General features: G+C 60.4%; 20 protein-coding genes. 7 read left to right on the plus strand and 13 right to left on the minus strand.

What is annotated here, in order from left to right; translation table 11 throughout:
• Window positions 1-19 precede the first annotated feature (19 nt).
• From pqqC to ACLD1X_RS07405, 4 genes are read left to right on the plus strand one after another with little or no spacing between them, the layout of a single operon-like run.
• A complete protein-coding gene (pqqC, locus tag ACLD1X_RS07390) occupies window positions 20-772 on the plus strand; it encodes a pyrroloquinoline-quinone synthase PqqC (RefSeq protein ID WP_057398272.1) in 753 nt (250 codons plus the stop codon).
• Window positions 769-1,044: a pyrroloquinoline quinone biosynthesis peptide chaperone PqqD gene (gene pqqD, locus ACLD1X_RS07395; protein WP_015097086.1), complete on the plus strand. Its 276-nt coding sequence runs from the start codon at window positions 769-771 to the stop codon at window positions 1,042-1,044. The genes pqqC and pqqD overlap by 4 nt, the downstream gene beginning before the upstream one ends.
• Entirely contained in the window at window positions 1,016-2,188 is a 1,173-nt protein-coding gene (gene pqqE, locus ACLD1X_RS07400; protein ID WP_429366754.1) for a pyrroloquinoline quinone biosynthesis protein PqqE, read from the plus strand. The genes pqqD and pqqE overlap by 29 nt, the downstream gene beginning before the upstream one ends.
• Window positions 2,154-3,980 carry a S9 family peptidase gene (locus ACLD1X_RS07405; RefSeq protein ID WP_429366755.1) on the plus strand — a complete coding sequence of 609 codons (1,827 nt, stop codon included), beginning with the start codon at window positions 2,154-2,156 and terminating at the stop codon, window positions 3,978-3,980. The genes pqqE and ACLD1X_RS07405 overlap by 35 nt, the downstream gene beginning before the upstream one ends.
• Before the next feature lie 125 nt (window positions 3,981-4,105).
• On the opposite strand, the gene ACLD1X_RS07410 is transcribed toward ACLD1X_RS07405, so the two are convergent.
• Both ACLD1X_RS07410 and ACLD1X_RS07415 read right to left on the minus strand, forming a co-directional pair.
• Entirely contained in the window at window positions 4,106-4,264 is a 159-nt protein-coding gene (locus tag ACLD1X_RS07410) for a YqaE/Pmp3 family membrane protein (protein WP_003228885.1), read from the minus strand.
• Between the two features lie 205 nt (window positions 4,265-4,469).
• The gene (locus ACLD1X_RS07415; protein WP_429366756.1) at window positions 4,470-5,753 is read right to left on the minus strand and encodes an aspartate aminotransferase family protein; all 1,284 of its coding nucleotides are present in this window, start codon (window positions 5,751-5,753) and stop codon (window positions 4,470-4,472) included.
• A 169-nt stretch (window positions 5,754-5,922) separates the two neighbouring features.
• Between ACLD1X_RS07415 and ACLD1X_RS07420 the strand changes: the two genes are divergently transcribed.
• Window positions 5,923-6,852 (plus strand): LysR family transcriptional regulator, encoded by a 930-nt coding sequence (locus ACLD1X_RS07420; protein ID WP_429366757.1) that lies wholly within the window; start codon window positions 5,923-5,925, stop codon window positions 6,850-6,852.
• Between the two features lie 226 nt (window positions 6,853-7,078).
• On the opposite strand, the gene ACLD1X_RS07425 is transcribed toward ACLD1X_RS07420, so the two are convergent.
• The 4 genes from ACLD1X_RS07425 to ACLD1X_RS07440 form a co-directional block, all read right to left on the minus strand.
• Entirely contained in the window at window positions 7,079-8,857 is a 1,779-nt protein-coding gene (locus tag ACLD1X_RS07425; protein ID WP_429366758.1) for an acyl-CoA dehydrogenase C-terminal domain-containing protein, read from the minus strand.
• A 266-nt stretch (window positions 8,858-9,123) separates the two neighbouring features.
• Window positions 9,124-10,920: an acyl-CoA dehydrogenase C-terminal domain-containing protein gene (locus ACLD1X_RS07430; protein WP_429366759.1), complete on the minus strand. Its 1,797-nt coding sequence runs from the start codon at window positions 10,918-10,920 to the stop codon at window positions 9,124-9,126.
• A gap of 85 nt (window positions 10,921-11,005) precedes the next feature.
• Window positions 11,006-12,298 (minus strand): GGDEF domain-containing protein, encoded by a 1,293-nt coding sequence (locus tag ACLD1X_RS07435; protein WP_429366760.1) that lies wholly within the window; start codon window positions 12,296-12,298, stop codon window positions 11,006-11,008.
• 151 nt (window positions 12,299-12,449) lie between these two features.
• A complete protein-coding gene (locus ACLD1X_RS07440) occupies window positions 12,450-14,591 on the minus strand; it encodes a cytochrome-c peroxidase (protein WP_429366928.1) in 2,142 nt (713 codons plus the stop codon).
• Between the two features lie 1,134 nt (window positions 14,592-15,725).
• Between ACLD1X_RS07440 and ACLD1X_RS07445 the strand changes: the two genes are divergently transcribed.
• Window positions 15,726-17,507 (plus strand): hypothetical protein, encoded by a 1,782-nt coding sequence (locus ACLD1X_RS07445; RefSeq protein WP_429366761.1) that lies wholly within the window; start codon window positions 15,726-15,728, stop codon window positions 17,505-17,507.
• Window positions 17,508-17,587: 80 nt separating this feature from the next.
• Here ACLD1X_RS07445 and ACLD1X_RS07450 read toward each other — a convergent pair whose 3' ends face one another.
• From ACLD1X_RS07450 to bioB, 7 genes are all read right to left on the minus strand, one after another.
• The gene (locus tag ACLD1X_RS07450; protein WP_008017373.1) at window positions 17,588-19,393 is read right to left on the minus strand and encodes a phenylacyl-CoA dehydrogenase; all 1,806 of its coding nucleotides are present in this window, start codon (window positions 19,391-19,393) and stop codon (window positions 17,588-17,590) included.
• 278 nt (window positions 19,394-19,671) lie between these two features.
• Window positions 19,672-19,968: a pyrroloquinoline quinone biosynthesis protein PqqE gene (locus ACLD1X_RS07455; RefSeq protein WP_429366762.1), complete on the minus strand. Its 297-nt coding sequence runs from the start codon at window positions 19,966-19,968 to the stop codon at window positions 19,672-19,674.
• A 123-nt stretch (window positions 19,969-20,091) separates the two neighbouring features.
• Entirely contained in the window at window positions 20,092-20,772 is a 681-nt protein-coding gene (bioD, locus tag ACLD1X_RS07460; protein ID WP_429366763.1) for a dethiobiotin synthase, read from the minus strand.
• On the minus strand, window positions 20,769-21,581 hold the full coding sequence (gene bioC, locus ACLD1X_RS07465) for a malonyl-ACP O-methyltransferase BioC (protein ID WP_429366764.1): 813 nt from the start codon (window positions 21,579-21,581) through the stop codon (window positions 20,769-20,771). The genes bioD and bioC overlap by 4 nt, the downstream gene beginning before the upstream one ends.
• Complete coding sequence (locus ACLD1X_RS07470; RefSeq protein ID WP_429366765.1) at window positions 21,574-22,305, minus strand: alpha/beta fold hydrolase; 732 nt, start codon at window positions 22,303-22,305, stop codon at window positions 21,574-21,576. The genes bioC and ACLD1X_RS07470 overlap by 8 nt, the downstream gene beginning before the upstream one ends.
• Window positions 22,298-23,476, minus strand: coding sequence for an 8-amino-7-oxononanoate synthase (gene bioF / locus ACLD1X_RS07475; RefSeq protein WP_429366766.1), 1,179 nt, complete (start codon window positions 23,474-23,476; stop codon window positions 22,298-22,300). The genes ACLD1X_RS07470 and bioF overlap by 8 nt, the downstream gene beginning before the upstream one ends.
• A gap of 159 nt (window positions 23,477-23,635) precedes the next feature.
• A complete protein-coding gene (bioB, locus tag ACLD1X_RS07480) occupies window positions 23,636-24,691 on the minus strand; it encodes a biotin synthase BioB (RefSeq protein WP_429366767.1) in 1,056 nt (351 codons plus the stop codon).
• Window positions 24,692-24,784: 93 nt separating this feature from the next.
• Here bioB and ACLD1X_RS07485 point away from each other — a divergent pair, with 93 nt between their 5' ends.
• Window positions 24,785-25,525, plus strand: coding sequence for a ComF family protein (locus tag ACLD1X_RS07485; protein ID WP_429366768.1), 741 nt, complete (start codon window positions 24,785-24,787; stop codon window positions 25,523-25,525).
• Window positions 25,526-25,558: the final 33 nt, after the last annotated feature.

Here is a 25,558-nt window from a genome sequence, read left to right on the forward strand (position 1 = left end):
TGTTCCCCGGAGAAAAGCAATGACCGACACCCCGCTGTCCCCCGCCGAATTCGAAGCGGCCCTGCGCGCCAAGGGCGCCTATTACCACATCCATCACCCCTACCACGTGGCGATGTATGAAGGCCGGGCGAGCCGCGAGCAGATCCAGGGCTGGGTCGCCAACCGCTTCTACTACCAGGTGAACATTCCCCTGAAGGACGCAGCCATTCTGGCCAATTGCCCGGACCGCGAGATTCGCCGCGAGTGGATTCAGCGCCTGCTCGACCACGACGGTGCGCCCGGTGAAGACGGCGGCATCGAAGCCTGGCTGCGCCTGGGCCAGGCCGTGGGCCTCGACCCGGACCAGTTGCGCTCCCAGGAGCTGGTGCTGCCCGGCGTGCGCTTCGCCGTGGACGCCTACGTCAACTTCGCGCGCCGCGCCCGTTGGCAGGAAGCTGCCAGCAGCTCGCTGACCGAACTGTTCGCCCCGCAAATCCACCAGTCGCGCCTGGACAGCTGGCCACAGCATTACCCGTGGATCGATCCGGCCGGCTATGAATATTTCCGCACGCGCCTGGGCCAGGCACGGCGGGATGTCGAGCACGGCCTGGCGATCACCCTGCAGCACTACACCACCCGCGAAGGCCAGGAGCGCATGCTGGAGATTCTCCAGTTCAAACTGGACATTCTTTGGAGCATGCTCGATGCCATGAGCATGGCCTACGAACTGAAACGCCCGCCGTATCACAGCGTGACCGGGGAACGGGTCTGGCACAAAGGAATCACCTTATGAGTTTCGATCGCAGCAAGACCCCGACCTGGCGCCCCGGCTACCGGTTCCAGTACGAACCGGCGCAAAAAGGCCACGTGCTGCTGTACCCGGAAGGCATGATCAAGCTCAACGAAAGCGCCGCGCTGATCGGTGGCTTGATTGACGGCGAACGGGATGTCGCGGCGATCATCAATGAGCTCGACCAGCAGTTCCCCGGCGTGCCCGAGCTCGGCGACGACATCGAGCAATTCATGGAGGTGGCCCGTGCGCAGCACTGGATCGAACTTGCCTGAGGCATCGCTGCAAGTGCCGCCCACACCCGAAGTCGGCCTGCCGCTGTGGCTGCTGGCCGAGCTGACCTATCGCTGCCCGCTGCAATGCCCCTACTGCTCCAATCCGCTGGATTTCGCCGAGCAAGGCCAGGAGCTGAGCACCGAGCAATGGATCAAGGTGTTCCGCGAAGCGCGGGAAATGGGCGCCGCGCAACTGGGCTTTTCCGGCGGCGAACCGCTGGTGCGCCAGGACCTCGCCGAGCTGATTGCCGAAGCCCGCCAGCTGGGCTTCTACACCAACCTGATCACCTCCGGCATCGGCCTGACCGAGCAGAAAATCAGCGACTTCAAGCAGGCCGGCCTCGATCACATCCAGATCAGTTTCCAGGCCAGCGACGAGCAGGTGAACAATCTGCTGGCCGGGTCGAAAAAGGCCTTTGCACAGAAACTGGCAATGGCCCGGGCGGTGAAGGCCCACGGCTATCCGATGGTGCTGAATTTCGTCACCCATCGGCACAACATCGACCAGATCGACCGCATCATCGAGCTGTGCATCGCCCTCGAGGCAGACTTTGTCGAGCTCGCCACGTGCCAGTTCTACGGCTGGGCGCAGCTCAATCGCGTCGGGCTGTTGCCGACCCAGGAACAGCTGGTGCGTGCCGAACGCATCACCAATGAATACCGCGCCAGACTGGAAGCCGAAGGGCATCCGTGCAAGCTGATTTTCGTCACCCCGGACTATTACGAAGAACGCCCGAAAGCCTGCATGAATGGCTGGGGCAGTATTTTTCTGACGGTCACACCCGACGGCACCGCCCTGCCCTGTCACGGTGCCCGACAGCTGCCGGTGCAGTTTCCCAACGTGCGCGACCACAGCCTGCAGCACATCTGGTACGACTCGTTCGGTTTCAACCGCTTTCGCGGTTATGACTGGATGCCCGAGCCGTGCCGCTCCTGTGACGAGAAGGAAAAGGACTTCGGCGGCTGCCGCTGCCAGGCGTTCATGCTCACCGGTGACGCCAGCAACGCCGACCCGGTGTGCAGCAAGTCGCCACAACACGGCGTGATCCTCAAGGCTCGCGAAGAAGCCGAACACGCGACCCAGACCATCGACCAACTGGCCTTTCGCAATGAACGAAACTCACGCCTCATCGCCAAGGGCTGAACCCCTCAGCGCTGCCAAAGCCGTCGCGGCCGGTATCGACTTTGCCGAGCTGCAGGTCGGTCGACAGGGCCTGTTCTGGAACGAGTACCGCCCCGAAGACGCGGCGTGCCGGATATGGCATTGGCGTGACGGCGCAGCAAAATGCCTGACGCCACCTGGCTTCAGCGTGCGCAGTCGTGTGTACGAATATGGCGGTGGAGCGTTTTGTCTGACGGACGACGGCATCGTTTTCGTCAACGAGGCCGACCAGCAGTTGTATCGGCAAACACTGCAAGGCGAAGCGCCTGAGAGGCTGACGTCTGGCGTGTGCCGTTACGGCGATCTGCAATTTGCCCAAGGGCAGGTGCTGGCGGTCGAGGAGCACCGCGATCAACACCGGCTGGTGGCAATCGATCTGCACGATGGCGCACGTCACCTGCTGGCCGAAGGTGCTGATTTCTACGCGGCGCCGACGCTGAGCCCGGATGCCCGGCGCCTGGCCTGGATCGAATGGAGCCGCCCGGATCAGCCATGGACTGCGACTCGCTTGATGGTTGCCGAGCGCCACGCCAACGGCGGGTTTGCCGAGGCGCGTTGTGTGGCGGGCGACGGCGCTCAAGAATCTGTGCAACAACCACGGTTTGATGCCGGCGGTCGCCTGTATTGCCTGACGGATCGCGCCGGTTACTGGCAGCCATGGAGGGAGTCCGCAAAAGGCCTGAGCCCATTGCCAAGCGCTGCCGCCGACCATGGCCCCGCGCCTTGGCAACTCGGCTGCTGCACCTGGTTGCCGCTGAGCGAAGAAAGCTATCTGGCCAGTTGGACCGAAGGCGGGTTTGGTCGATTGGGCATAGGCGGCGACTCCAGCGTCGACTTCACCGGCAACTACAGCCGCTTCCGCCATCTCGCCGTGGATGAGCAGTTCATCTATTGCATCGCGGCGTCACCGATCAGCTCAACCGCTGTCATTGCCATCGACCGCCAGAGCCGGCAAGTGAACGTATTGGCCGGTGGCATCGCACCGCTTCCTCCCGAACAGATCAGCCGCCCGCAAACCTTGCGCTACCCAAGTGGCTCAGGCGAAGCACACGGCTTCTTCTACCCGGCGATGACCGGCGAGGCGAAACCACCATTGGTGGTGTTCATCCATGGCGGCCCGACGTCGGCGTGCTACCCGATGCTCGATCCGCGCATCCAGTTCTGGGCCCAGCGGGGTTTCGCCGTGGCCGACCTCAACTATCGCGGCAGCAGCGGTTATGGCCGGGCCTATCGCCAGGCTCTGCACCTGAGCTGGGGCGATGTGGATGTGCAAGACGCCTGCGCCGTGGTCGCTTACCTCAACGAGCGCGGCTTGATCGATGGCGACAAGGCCTTCATTCGCGGCGGCAGCGCCGGTGGCTACACCACCCTTTGCGCCTTGGCCTTTCACAACGTGTTTCGCGCCGGCGCCAGTCTGTATGGGGTCAGCGATCCGGTGGCGCTGGGGCGCGCGACCCACAAATTCGAAAGCGACTATCTGGACTGGCTGATCGGCGATCCGCAACTGGATGCCGAACGCTACGCGGCCCGCACGCCGCTGCTGCATGCCAGCAACATCCGCGTGCCGATGATCTTCTTTCAAGGAGAACTGGATGCCGTGGTCGTCCCGCAGCAGACCCGCGACATGGTCTCGGCCCTGCAGGACAACGGCATCCTGGTCGAAGCGCATTACTACGCCGACGAACGTCATGGCTTTCGCAAGGCCGGTAACCAGGCCCATGCGCTGGAACAGGAGTGGCTGTTTTATCGGCGGGTGATGGAGTTGGCGGACTGAAACCCGCGCTCATTGCCGAAACGGCGGCGCCCCCTTCGCGAGCAAGCCCGCTCCCACAGAGTTTTCCGTAGATCCTGTGGGAGCGAGCCTGCTCGCGAAGGCGATCCCTCTGAAGCCGCAAAAACTCAGCGCTTGGCGATGATGTAAACCGCATGCACGATCCCTGGAATGTAACCGCACAACGTCAGCAGAATATTCAGCCAGAACGCTCCGCCAAATCCTACTTGCAGAAATACACCCAGTGGCGGCAACAGGATGGCGATGATGATGCGAATAAAGTCCATGGGGGCAGCTCCTGATTGGGGTGGGCTCGTTCGAGCCCTACAGCTAATCGACCTGTACCGTTTGTCAGGGTTCAGTCCCACTACTCCCGAGCTGTACCCCTTCATTGAATGTCGCAGACAAAAAAACGCCCCACGCCAAAAGAGTCAGGCGTGAGGCGTGCGTTTTACCGCGAGACGGTTCTGGAAATTGATTGGGCGCGCCGGATCAGACGGCAATCCCATTGCGGCACTGCAATTGTGTAGTGCGTACGCGGGAGAAGGCGCGCGCCAGGCGCAGGAGCATTTCATCGATGTTGGCGTTGCTGACATTCAACGCCGGGGTAAAGCGCAGGCAGTCGGGTTGCGGGGCATTGAGCAGCAAACCTTCGTACAGTGCAGCCTTGACTACCGCGTCAGCGCAATCGTCCGACAGTGTCAGCCCCCACAGCAGCCCTTGTCCGCGCAGCTCGCCGTGGCCATAACGATGGGCCAGACGCCCCAACCCTTCGCGCAGGTGTTGACCGGTTTCTGCGACGTGCTTGAGGAAAGCCTTGTCCTGCACCGTTGCGAGCACCGACAGCCCCGCAGCGGTCATCAACGCATTACCGTGATGAGTACCGGTCACCTCGCCAATGTCGAAACAGCAAGCCTTGCCCCGCGCCAGCAGCGCGGCCAAGGGCACGCCACCGCCCAGTCCTTTGCCAAGCACGACGATATCCGCCGTTACACCGAACGACTGCTCCGCGAGCAAGGTGCCACAACGGCCGATGCCGGTTTGCACTTCGTCGAATATCAGCAAAATGCCGAGCTCACGGCACAGGCGTTCGACACCCTTGAGGTAATGGGCGGTGGCCGGGATCACGCCGGCTTCACTCTGGATCGGCTCGAGCATGATTGCTACGGTCCGTTCATCCACAGCCGCATGCAAGGCCGGAAGGTCATTGAACGGAACATGGCTGAAGCCCGGCAGTTGTGGCTCGAACCGGTTGACCAATGCCGAACTGTCCGACGCTGATATCATCGCCAGGCTCCGGCCATGACAAGCGTTGTTGGCCACAATGATTCGCGACGCACCGCCGCGATGCTGCTGGCCCCATTTGCGCGCCAGCTTGATCGCCGCCTCACAGGCTTCGCTGCCGGTATTGAGCAGATATGTCTGATCACTGCCGGTGCTGGCACACAGATGTTCAGCGAGGCTGAGCATGCCGCGGTTATGCAGGCCGAACCCCGGATTGATCAGCGATTGAGCCTGGGCCGTGATTGCATTGACCAGTACCGAAGGGCTGTGGCCAAGGCTGTTGGCCCCGCCGCCCTGGGAAAAATCCAGATACGCACGGTCATCGCTGTCCCACAACCATGAGCCCTGTCCACGTACAAATACCTGTTTGGGCCGCTCGACACTGGGCATCAAGTACTCGCTGGAAAGGTTTTCGCCTTGGGATGGCAGGGAGGCGCCCATGACCAGATCATCAAGACTGGGTGGACTGCGACGCAGACTGAACAGATTCATCTGAAAAAACCTCTTTTGAGGTTTTTTGCCCTACCTATGTAAACACCATCGAAGCAAACGCTATTCATCGCGCTCTGTGGCCCTGTAAGCCCTGTGAATGCGGTTAGACTAGGCTCAGGCGAGGTGTTCAGCCATTTCGATTTTTCAGCATTTTCAATAAGCAATACTTATGGATTTCAAGCAACTGCGTTATTTCGTCGCGGTCTATGAAGAAGGCCACGTGGGCCGGGCCGCCGAGCGCCTGTCCATCTCCCAGCCGGCGCTGTCCCAGCAAATCCGCCAGCTGGAACAAAACCTCGATGTGAGCCTGTTCGAGCGCAGCAGCAAACGCCTGTTGCCGACGCTCGCCGCCCACACGCTGTACAACCATGCCCTGCCATTGCTCGATGGATTACAACGGGCGCGGGAAGCACTCGGCAACTTCAAGGGGCAGGCGCTGCGTACCCTGGCCATCGGTGTATTGCAGACCGTGCACACCAGCCTCGTTCCGCAAATGCTCGAGCGAGTGCGCAAGGCGCAGCCGCATCTGGTGGTACAGATCTATGAACTGACCGGCCTGGAAATCGAGCGGCGCCTGCTCAACGGTTCCCTGGACATCGGCATCAGCTACCTGCCACCCCGCCAACCGGGATTGCATGGCGTGATGCTGTACGAAGATGAACTGACCCTGGTCATCCCGGCAGAGCATCCGCTGCGTGAATTCAAGAAAGTGTCCATGAGTCAGGCCGCAGAGCTGCCGATGTTGCTGCTGGGTGAGGAATTTCAGATAAGGCAGATCTGGCAGGCACAACTGGCAAGCCTCGGACGTCGCCCACAAGTGCAAGCCGAACTGAACAACATGGCCGGCATCCTCGACAGCCTGCCGCACACGCGCCTGGCAACGGTCCTGCCCGGGCGCTCGCAAAAGACCCATGGCAACCATGAACTGCTGTGGAAACCCCTGAGCGAACCGCGAGTACCGCTGAAAGTCGGTCTGGTGTGTCGGGATGTGCAACGGCAGCAGACCTCGCTGGCATTGCTGCGGACATTGCTGGAAGAGGTGATAAATGGCCCGGATGTGCGCTTGAACAGCGCGCAGGCCCTGGATGGGCTGGGCTAGAACTTTTCTTTGGGCAAAAGAAAACCCCGCCGAAGCGGGGCTTTGCAGACTGTTTCCCTGACATCCATTTCACTCCGCCGTCCTGGCAGAATCCTACGTGTCCCTGTTGTTGCTTTGCGCTTCCTGCGCTACGTCCATGTGAAGTAGATTAGCTGTGGATCCAATCTGCTTCTATGGGAAAACAGCAGCACGTTATGTAAGAGAATGCTTACATAACGTTTCTTCATCAGAATTGTCCTGCATCCAGCAGGAACAACGATTCGCTACCGGCCTTCACCGACGCGTTCAACGAGTGAATGCGCGGCAACAGGCGGGCAAAATAGAACCGCGCCGTGCCCAGTTTGCTGGCGTAGAAATCGTCTTGCGCTTCCTTGCCGAAAGCCGCCTTGGCCATCAGGGCCCACATGTACGCATAGGCCACGTAGCCGAACACCTGCAGATACTCGACCGACGCCGCGCCAATTTCGTTCGGATCGGTTTTGACCCGGTCCAGCAACCATGCGGTCAGTTCGTCGAGGGTGGTTACGGCGTCGTTCAACGGCTTGGTGAACTCGGCGAGGTCCGCGCTGGCGGTCGCCGTGAAGTGACGAATCTCGTCGGCGAACAGGTTGTAGAACGCCCCGCCGCTGCCGACGATCTTGCGCCCGACCAGGTCCAGTGCCTGGATGCCGTTGGTGCCTTCGTAGATCTGGGTAATGCGCACGTCACGCACCAGCTGCTCCTGGCCCCACTCACGGATGTAACCGTGGCCGCCGAAGACCTGTTGGCCGTGTACGGTGGTTTCCAGGCCGAGGTCGGTCAGGAACGCCTTGGCCACCGGGGTCAGCAATGCCACCAGGTCTTCCGCACGCTTGCGGGTGACGGCATCTTCGCTGAACTTGGCGGTGTCCAGTTGCATCGCCACGTAGGTGGAGAACGCACGACCACCTTCGTTCGAGGCTTTCATGGTCAGCAGCATGCGACGCACATCCGGGTGGACGATGATCGGGTCAGCCACTTTGTCCTTGTTCTGAGCGCCGGTTGGCGCACGGCTTTGCAGGCGATCACGCGCGTATTCCACGGCGTTCTGGTACGAGCGCTCGCCCGTGGCCAGGCCCTGGATGCCCACGCCCAGTCGCTCGTAGTTCATCATGGTGAACATCGCCGCCAGGCCTTTGTTCGGCTCGCCGACCAGGTAACCCACGGCCTCATCGAAGTTCATCACGCAGGTGGCGGACGCCTGGATACCCATCTTGTGTTCGATCGAACCGCAGTTCGCCGGGTTGCGCGCGCCCAGGCTGCCATCGGCATTGACCATGAACTTGGGCACCAGGAACAGCGAAATGCCTTTCGGACCCGCCGGTGCATCCGGCAGCTTGGCCAGCACCAGGTGGATGATGTTTTCGGTCAGGTCGTGCTCGCCGCCGGTGATGAAGATCTTGGTGCCGCTGACTTTGTAGGAACCGTCGGCCTGAGGTTCGGCCTTGGTGCGAATGATCCCCAGGTCGGTACCGGCGTGCGGCTCGGTCAGGCACATGGAACCGGCCCAGATGCCGGCATACATGTTCGGCAGGTACGCGGCTTTCAGCTCTTCGCTGGCGTGGGCGTTGATCGACAGGCAAGCGCCGGCGGTCAGCATCGGGTACAGACCGAACGACAGGCTGGCGGAGTTGACCATTTCTTCGACCTGGGCCGAAACGGCTTTGGGCATGCCCATGCCGCCGTAGGACGGATCGCCACCGACACCGACCCAGCCACCTTCTGCGTAGGTCTGATAGGCCTGCGGGAAACCTGCCGGCGTGGTGACGGCACCGTCCGCCCAATGGCAACCTTCTTCGTCAGCGGCACGGCTCAGCGGTGCGATGCTTTTGCTGGTGACTTTGCCGGCTTCTTCCAGGATGGCTTCAACCGTTTCCGCATCGACGGTCTCGGCCAAGGCAGGCAGCTCGGCCCAGAGTTTGGCGACCTCGAAAACTTCATTGAGGACGAAGCGCATATCGCGCAGGGGCGCTTTGTAGTCAGCCATGGCAAACCTCGCAAGATCTAATACAGGTGATTCACAGGAATGGTGCTTTGGATGTGTCCGAGTGTAACTCATCAACTTTTGCGACACATAGGGTCAGCACATGACCAATTTGTAATTTTTAGTCATTGCCGTAGGCGGGAGTGAACGGATGAAACTGTAGGAGCGAGCTCGCTCGCGAAAAACCCCAAGGCGCCACTGGGCATCTGGCTTTAAGCGTTATCGTTCACGACCATCGCGAGCAGAGCTCGCTCCTACAGGGGGCGATGTCAGAGCGCAAATAGCTCCGCCGGCAGCTGCATCAGGCAATCGCTGCCCGCTTCGATGGCCGCCCGATGAGCGGCTGTGCGTGGCAACAAACGCTTGAAGTAAAACTCGCTGGTCGCCAGTTTACCCCGGCAGAAATCGCCGTCGCCGCTGCCAGCATCGAGTTGCGCCTGAGCCACCAGCGCCATGCGCAACCACAGATAGCCGAGGATGATGTAACCGCTGTACATCAGGTAATCCACCGACGCGGCACCGACTTCGTCGGGTTTTTTCATCGCCGCCATGCCAACCTTGGTCGTCAACTCACCCCACTGCTGGTTCAGTTGATCGAGCTGCGCCACATACCCGGCCAGTTGTGGATGCCCGGCATTCGCCACACAGAACTTGTGGACGATCTTGGTGAAGCCGCGCAGCAGCTTGCCCTGGCTGCCGAGCACCTTGCGCCCTAGCAGGTCCAGCGCCTGAATGCCGTTGGTACCCTCATAGATCGGCGCGATCCGGCAGTCGCGGACCAACTGCTCCATACCCCATTCGCGAATGAAGCCGTGGCCGCCAAACACCTGCATGCCGTGGTTGGTCACCTCCAGCCCGGTGTCGGTCATGAAGGCTTTGCAGATCGGCGTGAGGAACGCCAGCAGGTCTTCGGCATCCTGGCGCGCCGTTTCATCCGGGCTCAGGTGCGCGATATCGAGCAACTGCGCCGTGAAGTAGGTCAGCGCGCGATTGCCTTCGTTGAAGGCTTTCATCGTCAGCAACATCCGCCGCACATCCGGGTGCACGATGATCGGGTCGGCGGCTTTTTCCGGCGCTTTCGGGCCGGTCAGCGCGCGCATCTGCAGACGCTCGTTGGCGTACTTGATCGCACCCTGGAAGCTTGCCTCACCCAGACACAGCCCTTGCATGCCAGTGCCCAGCCGCGCGTGGTTCATCATGGTGAACATGCAGTTCAAGCCCTTGTTCGCTTCACCGATCAGGAAACCCTTGGCCCCGTCAAAATTCAGCACACAGGTAGCCGAGGCCTTGATGCCCATCTTGTGCTCGATCGAGCCGCAGGACACGTCGTTGCGCTCGCCCGCTCCGCCCGTCGAATCGGGCAGGAACTTGGGCACGATGAACAGCGAGATACCCTTGGTCCCGGCCGGTGCATCCGGCAACTTGGCCAAGACCAGGTGAATGATGTTGTCGCTCATGTCGTGCTCACCGGCGGAGATGAAAATCTTGCTGCCGGAGATCGCATAGCTGCCATCGGTCTGAGGTATGGCGCGGGTCTTGATGATGCCCAGGTCGGTGCCGCAATGGGCTTCGGTCAGGCACATGGTGCCGGTCCATTGGCCAGCGGTGAGCTTCTTCAAATAGGTCTGCTTCTGCTCTTCGGTGCCATGGGCGTGGATCGCCGACATCGCACCGTGGGTCAGGCCGGGGTACATCCCCCACGAAGTGTTGCTGGAAGCCACCATTTCGCTGATGACCAGGCCCAGAGAGCTGGGCAAACCCTGGCCGCCGTATGCTGGATCGGCCGCCAGGCCGTGCCATCCGCCCTCGACATATTGTGCGAAAGCCTGCTTGAAGCCTGCAGGCGTGGTGACCACGCCATTGTCGAAATGGCAGCCTTCTTCATCGCCGCTGCGGTTAAGCGGCGACAGCACGTTTTCGCAGAATTTCGCACCTTCTTCGAGGATCGCATTGACCATGTCCGGGCTGGCATCGGTGGCCCCCAGCGCAGCGTAGTTACCGTGAAAGTCGAAGACGTGGTCGATCAGAAAGCGCATGTCGCGCAAGGGAGCTTTGTACTCGGGCATGGTCATTCTCCGTCGGCAGATTTCTTCAACCTACTGCCGCCGACCACGCCTCACAATCACAGTCCAGACGCTGAATGCGTCATCATCACTCAACCGTAGCCGCGTCCATGCGCACCGCACCACGGCGGTTCTGCCCGAATGCCATCACGCAGTTGCGCCCGGCGCCCTTGGCGCTGTAGAGCGCCTGGTCAGCGGACTTGAGTACCTCTTCGGGGCTGCGTTGATCGATCCGTTCGGCAACGCCGATACTGACCGTCACCGATACACTCGACGCACCGGAACCGGCACGCCGCTGGCGCCCCTGATTATCGTCCTGTGGGCGATTTTCCTGATTACGCAGTTGAATGTTGTAAGTGGCGATGGACTCGCGGATGACCTCCAGGTGCGGCATGCACTCTTCGAGGGTCTTGCCTGCAAACACCAGGGCGAATTCCTCGCCGCCATAGCGATATGCCTTACCGCCACCGCCGATTTTCGCCAGTTTGCTGGCAACCAGCCGCAGCACCTGGTCGCCGACGTCGTGGCCGTGGGTGTCGTTGAATTTCTTGAAGTGGTCGACGTCGCTCATCGCCAACACGTAGTTGCGCCCCAACCGTTGCATGCGTTCATTCAGCGCGCGACGGCCCGGCAGCCCGGTCAGTTCGTCGCGGAAGGCCATTTGATAGGCTTCGTGGGCAACGGCAGCGGCGATCATCAGCATCACCTGGCTGCACATGATGTTCAGCGTGAACGGCAGGATGAAGGTTTTCGGCAACATCCAGAACAACCCGAGCAGCCCCACCAATTGCGCGGCATGCAGCGGTCGCGGGCTACGCCAGTATTGCCAGGCCAGCAGCACAAACGCAGCGATGAACACCGGATAGGACAACTGGATCAGGCTCATCCAGGCACCATGCAAGGCGGGCCAGCGAATCTCCGACAGCCAGATCAGCAGCGCATGCGGATAGCTTTGCTCAAGCCCCAGCGCCACGCTGCCGACCGCCAGCAATACGGCGAAACGCGCCACCATGTCCTGGAACAGGTGGGTGCGCTCCTGCCATGCCGCGAAGATGCCAAACAGCAGCGGCAGCAGCAGGCAACACAAATGAAAGACCACGGCAGCATCGTCGCGTACCTTGCCGTTGTCGCGGTAATAGTCAGTCTGGGTGTCGAGCAGGAAGTAGGCGATGTACACCGTGACCATCAGAAACAGCTCACGCTGGCGTCGGTACACCGCGCAATAGGCACCACCGAGCAACAACACCAGGGTGGGCAGCACATTGAACAGCGAGGTGAAGAAAACGTTCAGATCCTTGATGTATGCAGCCGCAAGCCCCGCCAGTAGCAGCAGCAATGACGGCAGGAAATGACTGAAACGCACAGCGGAAGAACGCAGCAAGGGTAAAGCTCCGACCCGTCAGATCAAAAGATGGCATTGTGCCCACCACTTTAACGGCAGAAACCCCGATTTGCTGAGTGAATTACTGAGGTATTTATAAAAGGGCGTCACTGGCGTCCATCAGCCACCAGTGACGCAAGGGGAAAACCTGTTACAGATCGCTGTGGAATGATTGCAGCGGCCCTTCCAGACGTGTGCGACCTTCGGCACCGACCGGTCTGAGCTGGAAGTCTGCGTCCTGCGCCTGCCGGGTAGTGATCTTCGGACTGGCCGGTTTTTGCCCGACCGAGTTTTCATCACCCTTTTCGCCCTGAGGCAATACCAGCGACGGATGGTCAAACGGCGCCCGTTCCCACGCTACCCGAGGGTCGGTCAGGCCCACTTCCATGAACTTGACCAATGCATCCACTTCATCCGGGGTCAGGTTCAGCCGGGTCATGTCCGGATCGAGGTTCGAGCCGTTGTGCTGATTGACGGCCGGATGGTCGAAGCCACTGGTGTTGCTGGCGTCCTCGCCACGCCGGTCGCCACCGCGGTTGTAGAACTCCATGACCTGTTGCAGCGTTGCACGACTGCCGTTGTGGAAATACGGCCCGGTCAACGCGATGTTGCGCAAGGTCGGCGTCTTGAAGGCGCCATCGACCGAATCGCGGAAACCGACATTGGGCTTGAGCGTCGCATCACAAGGGATGGCCGGGCTCAAAGGCGCTTCGAAGGTGCACACGTCAACTTCCAGCGGGTCGGGAATCTGGCCGCCCTGGAGTACGGTGTTGTACTGGCGGGTGAAGGACAACGGATTGCCCCAGGCATCCGAGCCACCGACTGCCAGGTCTTCCGAGGTCGGGCGCACCCCGGTGTTGTAGAAGCCGTTGTCATAGAGCGTGGTCAGGCCGTCGGCCATGACCATGCGTTCGATCCGTTCCCGAGGATGGAACAGCAAGCGACTGCCGGCGTTGGTCAATTCCGCACCGCCGTGGCAACTGATGCATTTGCCCTTGCCCAGGAACAGGTTCATGCCCTGGACCTGCTGGTCGTTCATGGCCGTATGATCGCCCTGCAGATAGGCATCCAGCGGCGCCTGGTCCGAGATCAGCGTGGACTCATACATCTGGATCGCCAGCCCGAAGAACAGCGGGAAGTTCGCCTCCATCTGGGTGTACGGCGCACCGCCCAGCGAGACCTGCTGCGTGGCATTCCACAGGCGCGGCTGGAACGCGTTCTTGATCAACTCACGGTAGGTCGGCCGGCGGGCGCCGGAGACTGGCCCCAGTACCGAATCGGTAGACGAAATCCGTTGCTGCTTGAGCATCAAGGTGTCGAGCATGCGTCGGCCGATGTCGGCGAAGGTACGCCCACCGCAAGACATCTCCACCGGACTGCCGGGCGGCCCCACCGCTTGCGAGGCGGCGGAGGCATCCTTGAGCGCCAGCCGGACTTTGGTTGCCACGCCACTGCCATCGCTGGTCACGAAAATCCCCGCGTCAGGGTCGCGATTGCCGAACGGCGAGAAGCCATTGAAGATGTTGTTGGCCCGGCCATCCCAGAAGTTACGCACGTTGAACGCGGCGTTGATCACCGTGGGTGCATTACGCCCGGTGCTGCGGCGAACATTGATGCCACCCACCTGGAAGATGCCGTCCGGTTGCTGAATGCATTTGTCGAAGCGCGCCTGATGGGGCTTGACGAAGTTGGCGTCGAACACGCCTTGCGAGCCGATCACATCGTCGGTCGAGTAGAGAATTGGCGAATTGCGATCCATCGGGTCAGCCAGTACGTGGGTCGGGAAATCGCCTTTCTTCAGCTGGTAGTTCGGACCGCCCTTGCCACCGGACCTGGTGGTGTAGATCGGCACGTCGCCCGGGATGTCGGAGGCTGTGAACGGCTTGTTGAAGATCGACGAGACGTTCGCATTGGTGTTGGCCTGGCCAGGATTGATCTGGTTGGTGGTGCGGTGATCGGCACCCGCGTGGAAATGGCAGGATGCGCAAGCGGTGGAACCGTCACTGCCGATCTCCATGTCCCAGAACAGGGCCTTGCCCAGGAGCACTGCCGCCGAGCGATTGAGCACGTAGTCGGTCATGAGGTCGACTTTGCGCCCGCCTTCGGTTCCCGAAGGGTCGGGTGGCGTCAGACCGCGCAGCGATTGCAGGCTGGGTACGTCCGGCACGACCGGAACGACACCGGCCGGGTCTGCGGCCCAGGCACTCGCGGCCGGCAGACCGATAACCAGTAGAGCGCCAGACATCCCACAGGCGAAACGGGTAATTCGAAAGAGGCTCGAGTACTTGACCATCATGACTTTCTCGATTCAGTGCGGAGTAGCCAGGCTCCGCGATTATCCTGTTGCGAGATGAACTCATCGCCGAAAAACTTGTTGCCTGCACGAGTAGTTGCACCCACTCGAAATGGCTCGGGCAAAGCAAGGCTTAACTGGCAAAGTACTCTCTTGGCTCAGGCTTGATTAAGACATTGTTTTGTCGCACCGACGGGTGCGCTTTACCCAACTGTAGCTGTAACAAAAGATTTCAACAAAAAAAATCAATATTTTTTTCTCATGCAACGCAACTAAAAACACTTTGCAAAAACACCAAATGAAATACACTTCAACTAATACTAAAGTCCGACCTCATATTTGGTGAGTTTCCCCCACTATTGGGTAAAAGCCCCCAATTGCAGACATGAATCAAATTGAATAACAATTACAAATATATGATTTTAAATATAAATATTATTTAGATCGATTATCTTTGATTTTGGCAAAGCAATTGCTACCTCATGCTTCGGATAGGGTTACACGGGTTTTACAAGCCCAGAAAACCGGAAAGCACCCTTTATAAAAAACAAATAGTCCGCGCGTGCACAAGTTGCACTGCGCTAGCTATGGTTTTTATATATTTCCAATAAAAAAACATCGCAACCAATATTTCCATACATTTCCTTTGCAATGTTTTCCCGGCCAGAGTACATATAGAAAACTTTCTCATTCAGCACTGTTGGCGGAGACCATCCGGCAAGCATCTGAACTTCACTTTGCACACTCCCGAACCTGGGCATACACACCCCCCTATGTTGGTGAATATTAATTCGAAAGTATTAGGCGCAACACCGCCCTTGGCCACGCAGCCCGCATTCCGTGGGCCCTGGCGAATTTTTGTGTCCATTTATTTCAAAACAGGCACGACAACTGCTACGTCCCCCTCAGGCTCAAGGAAATGTTTCTCACGATCGCGTCCGTAACCGGCCGACGCACCGCAGATGAAAGCATCCCGACGGCAAGTGCCGAGTGTATCCAGGCACCTGTCCCGCAGGGTCGAGCCCCACTTCGAAACTCACAGCTTGGCGCTTTTCTTGCGCAGGATTGAGCGCATCAGCAGATCTGCGATTTCGATTGGCCGGCAACTGGTCCTGCAAGATTATGGAGAGAGCCATGAGCTTATCTTTGTACGCAAAAACGCTTGCCATACCGCTACTGCCTCGCAAGCGACTCGCCGGCATCTTCGGTCGCCATGCCCTGCTCGCCAGTGCCGTCGCCGTCGCACTGGCTCTGGGTGGTGGCGCAGATGCTTTTGCAAAAAACGGAGCTGGTGGCGGCGGCGGTGGTGGCGGCGGGACTGCCAAGCCCCCAGGATTGCCCTCGCCATTCACGACACCCACACTGCCCGACCCGATTTTTACAAACCCGACTGCGATTCATGGGTTTGACGTTACCGGTTTTATCCAGGACATGACCCTGGACCCTACCAATGCGAACTGCCCCAATACCAGCGACCCGAGCCGCTTTGGGGGGACCGTCCAGTTGAACGGCGTCACGATTGTTGTCCCTTGCAACACCGTTATCCAAATGCCGGCCAACACCCTGACCTGGGCCGACTTCGTCAGGGGTGGAACCCTGGCGCTTGGAAAATCACCGGCGGCCTACCCCTCGTTCGAGATCCATGTAGTAGGCAATACCGTCTCCAACAAACAGATTGCCGGGCTGATCTTTGTCTCCCAGCAATCCGTCAACGCGGGTAGCGGCGTCATCACCCGGATCGACTACACCAACGGCAACATCGAAGTTGACAGTGGCAACCCGACGCAACCGACGATCATTCAGATCAACGATCCGAATGGCCGTTTTGGCCGCGCCCAAAGCCCCGACCCACGCTTCTCCGTCGATGATGCCAACCCGACCATCCATGCCGCCACCGGCTACCCGATGTGCGTGCCACGTACGATTTCCGGCGACGATGCACTCTGCCCGCAAAAAAACCGGCCAAAAGTGGTCACCCCGACCACGACCAACAACTGCCGCAATTTCAGCCAGGCCGGTGTCGCGCTTCCGGCCAGTGGGGAGCTCTCGGCTCCAGCGGTGGGGCAGCTCTATTGCAGCCAGTACGTCATGAAGAGGTTCAGCGATGCTACACGCACGGCGACGGACCCCGACCCGACACAACAGGCACCCTTCGAAGTCGGCGACTTCATCAGCTGGTCCGGTACTCTGTTCAAGTCAGCCACAACGGGCCTTCCGGACTTCGTCTCTGCACACACGATCGAGGCGAATGTCGGGATCTACACCCAGCCCGGTTCGCAGCCCAGCTACATGGCTATCGGAGAGTTTGGCATCGGTACGGCCGACCCGGCCGCAACGGCCATCAACGGAGTAGCCCAGGAGACGCAGGACCGGATTTTCCTTGAAGCCTCGACCACCGACATCAAGACCCCGGTCGACATTTATCTGATAGATGTCAACCCAGCGACGGGCGTACAAACCAATCGCTGGATCACCCCCTATGAGATGACGGGTGAATGCAACCCAGGGGTGGGCCTTGCGGCCAGTTGCCTGGGAGCCTCGGGCGGCATCACGACCCAGAACACGGGTGCTCAGCCACAACGCGCCAGATTGCGTGCGACCAAAGCGCCCACTGGGCTGCTTAGCCAGCCGACACGTACCTTGCGCGTCGTTGCCCGGTCACTTTGCGTTCCACAGCAAAGCCTGACCCAGGCCGGCGTGGACGGTTGCATCCAGAATGCGGGCAGGTTGACCGTTGCCAATGGACTGACTGCCGGACAATATGTGGCGCCGGTGTTCGAGTTCATCTTTCCGGAAGGCGTCAAGCCTGGCGATCCGGTGGTGCCGAACGACTTCTGGCACCTGCCGTTCATACGTAACGGAGAGGGCGCGGGCACTCCGACTGGCGTCGGCCCTCTGGATCCTACTCCATGGTGATCAACGCCTGAGCACAGCGCAAAAAAAAACCGCCGTTCCCGAGGGAGCGGCGGTATTTTTTCAAGACACTGTGTTAAGGCTTAGTAGCCCAGGTCGAAGTTCTCTTCTTTCATGTCCATCAGGTTGTTGGCGCCCGACAGCATGGTTGCGACGTGAGTACGGGTACGCGGCAGGATGCGCTGGAAGTAGAAGCGCGCAGTCTGCAGCTTGGCGGTGTAGAACGCCTCTTCGGTAGTGCCGGCAGCCAGTTTCTCGGCAGCCAGGCGCGCCATGTCGGCCCAGAAGTAGGCCAGGCAGGCGTAACCGGAGTACATCAGGTAGTCCACGGAAGCCGCGCCGACTTCTTCGCGATCTTTCATGGCAGCCATACCGACCTTCATGGTCAGTTCGCCCCATTCCTTGTTCAGTGCAGCCAGCGGCGCGACGAACTCTTGAACCGCTTCGTTGCCTTCGTTGGTCTGGCAGAACTTGTGGACGATCTTGGTGAAGCCTTTCAGAGCCTCGCCCTGGGTCATCAGCACTTTACGGCCCAGCAGGTCGAGAGCCTGGATGCCGGTGGTGCCTTCGTACAGCATCGAGATGCGGCTGTCGCGAACGTTCTGCTCCATGCCCCACTCGGCGATGAAGCCGTGGCCGCCGTAGATCTGCACGCCGTGGTTGGCCGATTCGAAACCGACTTCGGTCATGAACGCCTTGGCGATCGGCGTCATGAACGCCAGCAAAGCGTCGGCTTTCTTCTTCTCTTCTTCGTCCACGCCGTATTTGACGATGTCGACCTGTTTGGCGGTGAAGTACACCATCGCACGGTTGCCTTCGGCGAATGCCTTCATGGTCAACAGCATGCGGCGTACATCTGGGTGCACGATGATCGGGTCAGCGGCTTTGTCCGGCGCTTTCGGGCCAGTCAGCGAGCGCATTTGCAGACGGTCGCGAGCGTATTTCAGGCCGCCCTGGAAACCGACTTCGGCGTGGGCCAGGCCTTGCAGCGCGGTACCCAGACGTGCGGTGTTCATGAAGGTGAACATGCAGTTCAGGCCTTTGTTCGCCGGGCCGATCAGGTAACCGGTGGCGCCGTCGAAGTTCATCACGCAGGTGGCGTTGCCGTGGATGCCCATCTTGTGTTCCAGGGAACCGCAAGACACGGCGTTACGTGTGCCAACCGAGCCATCGGCGTTCGGCAGGAACTTCGGCACGATGAACAGGGAGATGCCTTTGGTGCCAGCCGGTGCATCCGGCAGGCGGGCCAGTACGATGTGGACGATGTTGTCGGCCATGTCGTGTTCACCGGCCGAGATGAAGATCTTGGTGCCGGAAACCTTGTAGGAACCGTCGGCCTGAGGCTCGGCCTTGGTGCGCAGCATGCCCAGGTCGGTGCCGCAGTGCGGCTCGGTCAGGCACATGGTGCCGGTCCATTCGCCGGAAACCAGCTTGGTCAGGTACGCCTCTTGCTGCTCGGGGGTGCCGTGCTCGGAGATGGTGTTCATCGCACCGTGCGACAGGCCCGGGTACATGCCCCACGACCAGTTGGACTCGCCAACCATTTCGCTGATGGCCAGACCCAAAGACTCCGGCAGGCCCTGGCCGCCGTGCTCTACGTCGTGGGCCAGGCTTGGCCAGCCGCCTTCAACGAATTGCTTGTAGGCTTCCTTGAAGCCAGTCGGGGTCTTAACGCCGGACTCGCTCCAGGTGCAGCCTTCGAGGTCGCCTACGCGGTTCAGCGGAGCCAGTACCTGCTCACAAAACTTGGCGCCCTCTTCGAGAATGGCGTCAACCATGTCCGGAGTTGCGTCCGCACAAGCCGGCAGGCTCTGATAGTGCGCTTCGTAGCCGAGCAGTTCGTCACGTACGAAGCGAATATCACGCAAGGGGGCCTTGTAGTCAGGCATAGCGATAAACCTCTGCTGATGTAACCGGGAATGAACGACCGCATTGACTTGCTGTTGCGATCAAACAGTTGTTTGAAACATACGTTTACGCCGAAATCTTGTCAAGCGTCGATCTTTTGCCATTCGTCATCGCAGGTTTGGACACACAGGCGCACGACAACGCAGCCGCGCTTTCGAAGCGGCCCGCCACACAGGAAAGATTAGTTGAGCAAGAAAGACTTACGCAGAAAAACGCCGCGAACAGGCGCGGCGCTGGAAGGTGCGGACTCGGTAAAGAATCAGGCGTAGGTATCGATCAGGGTTCCGAGCACTTCATCGGCTGCCTTGGCGACTTTCACACCCAGCTCCGCCTGAATCTTGCCCTGGGACATTTCGACCACGTTGCTGGCCAGGTCCGATTGCTGGCTGCGATCGACTGAACGCAGGCGATCGACCTGAGCCTCGGAAGACTGGCTGGTGACTGAACGTTCAATGGTGGTGTTGGCAATCTGCCCGGCGGCTTGATCGACGCGGTTCTGCCCTGTCTGAATAGTGCTCAGACCGGCATAAAAAGCGGTGCTTCCTGAGATTTCCATGGGAGAACTCGTCCTTGCAAAGGATCAACAGCGCTCATTGAAGCAGAGTGGCTGGCAAAACACCCGACAAAAACACTAATGGCACAGTGCCTTGTCATAGGTAAAGCCCGCACTGCAAAAACGTCAGTCCAGCAGGTCCAGTTGCAAGTGCTCGGCCACGGCTTCAGCCATAACGGCCTTGAGTTTAGGCACACGCCCCAGGCACGGCGCCGGTATGCGCTCGGCAAGGGTGGCCAGGTTTTCTTCCAGCCGCGAGGTCTTCGGGTCGATGATGTTGGCCACCCACCCTGCCAGTTGCAAGCCGTCCCGGGCAATCGCTTCGGCCGTCAGCAAGGCATGGCTGATACAACCCAGGCGCACGCCGACGACAAGAATGACCGGAAGCTTCAGAGCGATGGCCAGGTCCGATAGATTGTCCTGATCGGCCAGCGGCACGCGCCAGCCGCCAGCGCCTTCGATCAAGGTGAAATCGGCCTGCATGGCCAGAATCTGCCGCATCGGCGTCAGTAACGACTGCACCGTCAGCGCCACGCCCGCCTCTCGCGCCGCCAGGTGCGGGGCGATGGCCGGTTCGAAGGCCACCGGATTGACCTGTGCATAGGTCAGTGTCAGCGAACACTCCGCCAACAAGGCCAGCGCATCGGCATTGCGCAAGCCTTTGGGTGTCACGTCGCAACCGGAGGCGACCGGCTTGCCCGCCGCCGTGCTCAAGCCTGCCGAACGTGCCGCATGCAGCAGCCCCGCAGCGATCGTGGTCTTACCGACATCCGTATCCGTGCCGGTGATGAAATAGGCAGCACTCATAAGGGTTTCTCCAAAACGGCGTACACCACTTGATAAGTCGCCGGCAGGCCTTGGGCCTGACGAAACTGCTCGTAGGCTTCAATCAGACCCAGAATCCGCGCCCGGCCGGTCAAGCCACCCGGTCGACCAGGATTGAGGTTGTGCGCACCCAGCGCCTTGAGTTCATGGGTCAGGCTGCGCACATCCGGGTAATTCAGCACATGCGCAACGTTCTGCAGACTGACCGTCCTCAAACCGCTGGCTGCACACAATTGCTGATAAACAGCAAACTCCCGGAAACGGTTGACGTGCACCATGCCATCGACCTGCCGCCAGCTGTCGCGCAGTTCAAACAACGTCCCTGCACAAAGACTAGCAAACGCGAAAACGCCACCCGGTTTCAGCACCCGAAAAGCTTCACTGAGCACCGACTCGAAGTCCGCGCACCACTGCACTGCCAGGCTGGAAAAAATCAGGTCGCAGGTCGAATCCTGCATTGGCAGACGCTCGGCATCGCCGGCGATGAAATGCGTCGCGCCACCCAGTGGCCGGGCGTGATTGAGCATGCCTTCGGCGATGTCCAACGCCACTCCGTGACCGGCGGGGAATCGCTCACCCAGTGCACGGCTGAAGTGTCCAGTGCCGCAGCCAAGGTCGAGCCACCGCGCTGGCACCCAGGCGTCCGGCAAGCGGCTCAACAACTGGCTGCCGACATCACGCTGCAATTCGGCCACGCTATCGTAGCTCGCCGCCGCACGAGAAAAAGAAGCCGCTACCTGGCGCTTGTCGGGCAAACCGTCAGGCGCCTTGGGAAGAGATAAATCAGTCATCACCGGACTCATGCAAAAAGGCATTGATTGCCCCCGCCACACCGTGAGGGTCTTCCAGAAGAAACGCGTGGCCGGCCTGTTCAATCAGGCCGATTTCAATGTCGGGCAGCAATGCCAGAAGTTCGCCGGCAGCTTCGGCCGGAACCAGACCGTCATGGCCGGCAAACAGATGCAACTGTGGCCCCTGAAAACCCAGCAAGGCCTCGCGCGTGCTCAACCCGCCCAACAGCTCCAGGCCACTGAGCAGCACTGAGTCCGAAGTTTTAGGGGCACCCGCCAACAAGAGCCGCGCCAGGGACCGTGGGTCGGCAGAGCCTTGTGAGCAAAGCAGGCTGAAGCGTTTCAAGGTCGCGCCTGAATCAAGACGGCAGCCGTTGAGGAAGGCATTGAACGTTTCTTCGTGCATGGCATTGGTCCAACCTGCCCATGCCACGAAACTGGGATTGCTTGCCAGCGTCAGCAACCCGCAGCAACGGTCCCCGCGCCGCGCCGCCAACTCAGACGCGAGCATGCCGCCCAAAGACCAACCGCCAAGCCAGGCGTCCTGAGGCAGTGTCGAATCCAGCTCATCGAGCCACTCTTGAAGATCGCTCGACTCCAGTTCCGGCAACGGCTCGATTTCGACGCGCAGGTGTTCATCCAACCCTCGCAACGCAGCAGCCAACGGCTCCAGCGGCGAAACGCCGAGGCCCCAGCCGGGTAGCAGAATCAGACGATCACGCATGGCTGGGCTCCGGTCCAAGTTGTTGAAAACAATCGGCCAGTCCCTCTAACAATAGCTGTACCTGCGCCTCGCTGTGGGCTGCCGTCAGCGTGACCCGCAGTCGGGCGCTACCGGCGGGAACGGTCGGTGGGCGGATCGCGGTCACCATCAATCCGCGTTCACGCAGCATTTGCGAAAGGCGCACCGCGCGCCCTGCGTCACCGATCATGATCGGCTGGATCGGCGTGAAGCTGTCCATCAGCTCCAGACCGATCTGCTCGGCACCACGGCGGAACTGACTGATCAGGGCTTTCAGGTGCGCGCGGCGCCAATGCTCACTACGCAGCAGTTCCAGGCTTTTCAGCGTGGCGCAGGCCAGCGCAGGTGGCTGGCTGGTGGTGTAGATGTAGGGACGGGCGAACTGGACAAGACTTTCGATCAGCTCTTCGCTGCCAGCCACAAAGGCACCCGCCGTACCGAACGCTTTGCCGAGGGTGCCGACCAATACCGGAACGTCATCCTGGCTCAAACCGAAATGCTCGACGATGCCGCCACCGTTGGCGCCCAGCGGTCCAAAACCATGGGCATCGTCGACCATCAACCAGGCACCTTTGGCCTTGGCCTCTCGGGCAAGCGCCGGCAAGTCGGCGATATCACCGTCCATGCTGAACACGCCGTCGGTGACCACCAGCGTATTGCCGGTGGCTTTTTCCAGGCGCTTGGCCAGGCTCACCGGGTCGTTGTGCAGATAACGATTGAACCGCGCGCCGGACAACAGCCCCGCGTCGAGCAGCGATGCATGGTTGAGGCGGTCTTCGAGCACCGTATCGCCCTGCCCGACCAGCGCCGTGACCGCGCCGAGGTTGGCCATGTAGCCGGTGGTGAACAGCAACGCGCGCGGGCGACCGGTCAGCTCGGCCAGCGCTTCTTCCAGGGCATGATGCGGGGCGCTATGGCCGATGACCAAATGTGACGCCCCACCGCCCACACCCCACTTCGAAGCACCTGCGCGCCAGGCTTCGATCACTTGCGGATGATTGGCCAGGCCCAGGTAGTCGTTGTTGCAGAACGCCAGCAACGGCTGGCCGTCGACCACCACTTGCGGCCCCTGCGGGCTTTCGAGCAGCGGACGCTGACGGTAGAGGTTTTCGGCACGACGGGCAGCAAGGCGTGCGGCGAGATCGAAAGACATGCAGGCCTCGACTTTCAAATGACATAGAGCTTTTTGTGGGAGCGGGCTTGCTCGCGAAGGCGGTGTATCAGTCAACATCTCTGTTGAATGTCAGACCGCCTTCGCGAGCAAGCCCGCTCCCACAGGGTTTTGCATTCATTCAGTGGAAGCAGAGATTGCTCAAACAGCCGCGTTATAGAACTGCTCGCTGCTCTTCTGCTCCACCAGCGCCTGCTCGATAGCCGCCTGATGCACTTCATCGGCGTGCTCTTCGCGGGCTTCCGGCAGGATGCCCAGGCGCGAGAACAGTTGCATGTCCTTGTCGGCCTGCGGGTTGGCGGTGGTCAGCAGTTTTTCACCGTAGAAAATCGAGTTGGCGCCGGCGAAGAACGCCAGGGCCTGCATCTGTTCGTTCATGGCTTCGCGGCCGGCGGACAGGCGCACGTGGGATTGCGGCATCAGGATGCGGGCAACCGCGAGCATGCGGATGAAGTCGAACGGGTCGACGTCGTCGGCATTTTCCAGCGGCGTACCGGCGACTTTCACCAGCATGTTGATCGGCACCGACTCCGGGTGCTCCGGCAGGTTGGCCAGCTGGATCAGCAGGTTGGCGCGGTCGTCCAGCGACTCGCCCATGCCGAGGATGCCGCCGGAGCAGATCTTCATCCCCGAGTCACGCACATACGCCAGGGTTTGCAGGCGCTCGCTGTAGGTACGGGTGGTGATGATGCTGCCGTAGAACTCCGGCGAGGTATCGAGGTTGTGGTTGTAGTAGTCGAGGCCGGCCTTGGCCAGCGCTTCGGTCTGCTCCTGATCCAGGCGACCGAGGGTCATGCAGGTTTCCAGGCCCAGGGCTTTCACGCCTTCGACCATCTTCAGCACATAAGGCATGTCCTTGGCCGACGGGTGCTTCCACGCCGCGCCCATGCAGAAACGGGTCGAACCGATGGCCTTGGCGCGAGCGGCCTCTTCGAGGACCTTCTGCACTTCCATCAGTTTTTCTTTTTCCAGGCCGGTGTTGTAGTGACCGGACTGCGGACAATATTTGCAATCTTCCGGGCAGGCCCCGGTCTTGATCGACAACAGGGTCGAGACCTGGACTCGGTTGGCGTCGAAATGCGCGCGGTGCACCGTCTGCGCCTGGAACAGCAGGTCATTGAATGGCTGAACGAAGAGTGCTTTGACTTCGGCCAAAGACCAGTCATGACGCAGGGTTGCAGTAGTGCTGGCGCTCATGGGCGTTACCTTTGTTTTATGCTGGGCAGGCGACCGGGGGAATGGAATACCCACAGGCGCGACACGGATGTTCGGCATATTTAAGGAAGAGCGATGCGCTGTCAACCACGATACAAAGGACTGGTTTACATCTGGTTAAAAAACAAACAGAACTGTTTGCTCTGCGATGAAATCGCCGACGGCACCCTCCCCGTCTGCATGGCCTGTGAAACCGAGCTGCCCTGGCTCGGCGATCACTGCCAGACCTGCGCGCTGCCCCTGCCCGCAGCCGGGCTGACTTGCGGCCATTGCTTGCAGCAACCACCGGCCTTCGAACAAGTGATCACCCCCTGGACCTACAGCTTCCCGGTAGACAGCCTGATCACCCGTTTCAAACACAATGCCAAGTGGCCGTTTGGCCGCCTGCTCGCCGAACTTCTCGTTCAATACCTGCAACATCGCTTCGAAGACGATTTGCCGCGACCCGATGTGCTGGTCCCGGTGCCGCTGGCCAGCCGCCGCCTGCGCCAACGCGGATTCAATCAGGCAGCGATGCTGGCTCAGTGGCTGGGTACGGGCCTCGGTATCCCTTGCGACGAACGGTTGCTGCTGCGACCCCAGGACACCGACGCCCAACAGGCCTTGAACGCCGAAGCCCGCCGAAAGAACCTGCGCAACGCTTTCGCCCTGGCACCCGGCGCCGTCGTCAAAGGCCGGCACCTGGCCCTGATCGACGACGTACTGACCACCGGTGCCACGGCCCAGGCCCTGGCTCGCCTGCTGATGGACGCCGGTGCGGCGAGGATCGACGTCTATTGCCTGGCCCGCACGCCAAAACCCGGCGAGACACCCTGACTTGACTCGCGCAGCGCAAGCGGCCAACGTCCC

Source organism: Pseudomonas sp. 18173 (assembly GCF_050432945.1).
GTDB lineage: Bacteria > Pseudomonadota > Gammaproteobacteria > Pseudomonadales > Pseudomonadaceae > Aquipseudomonas.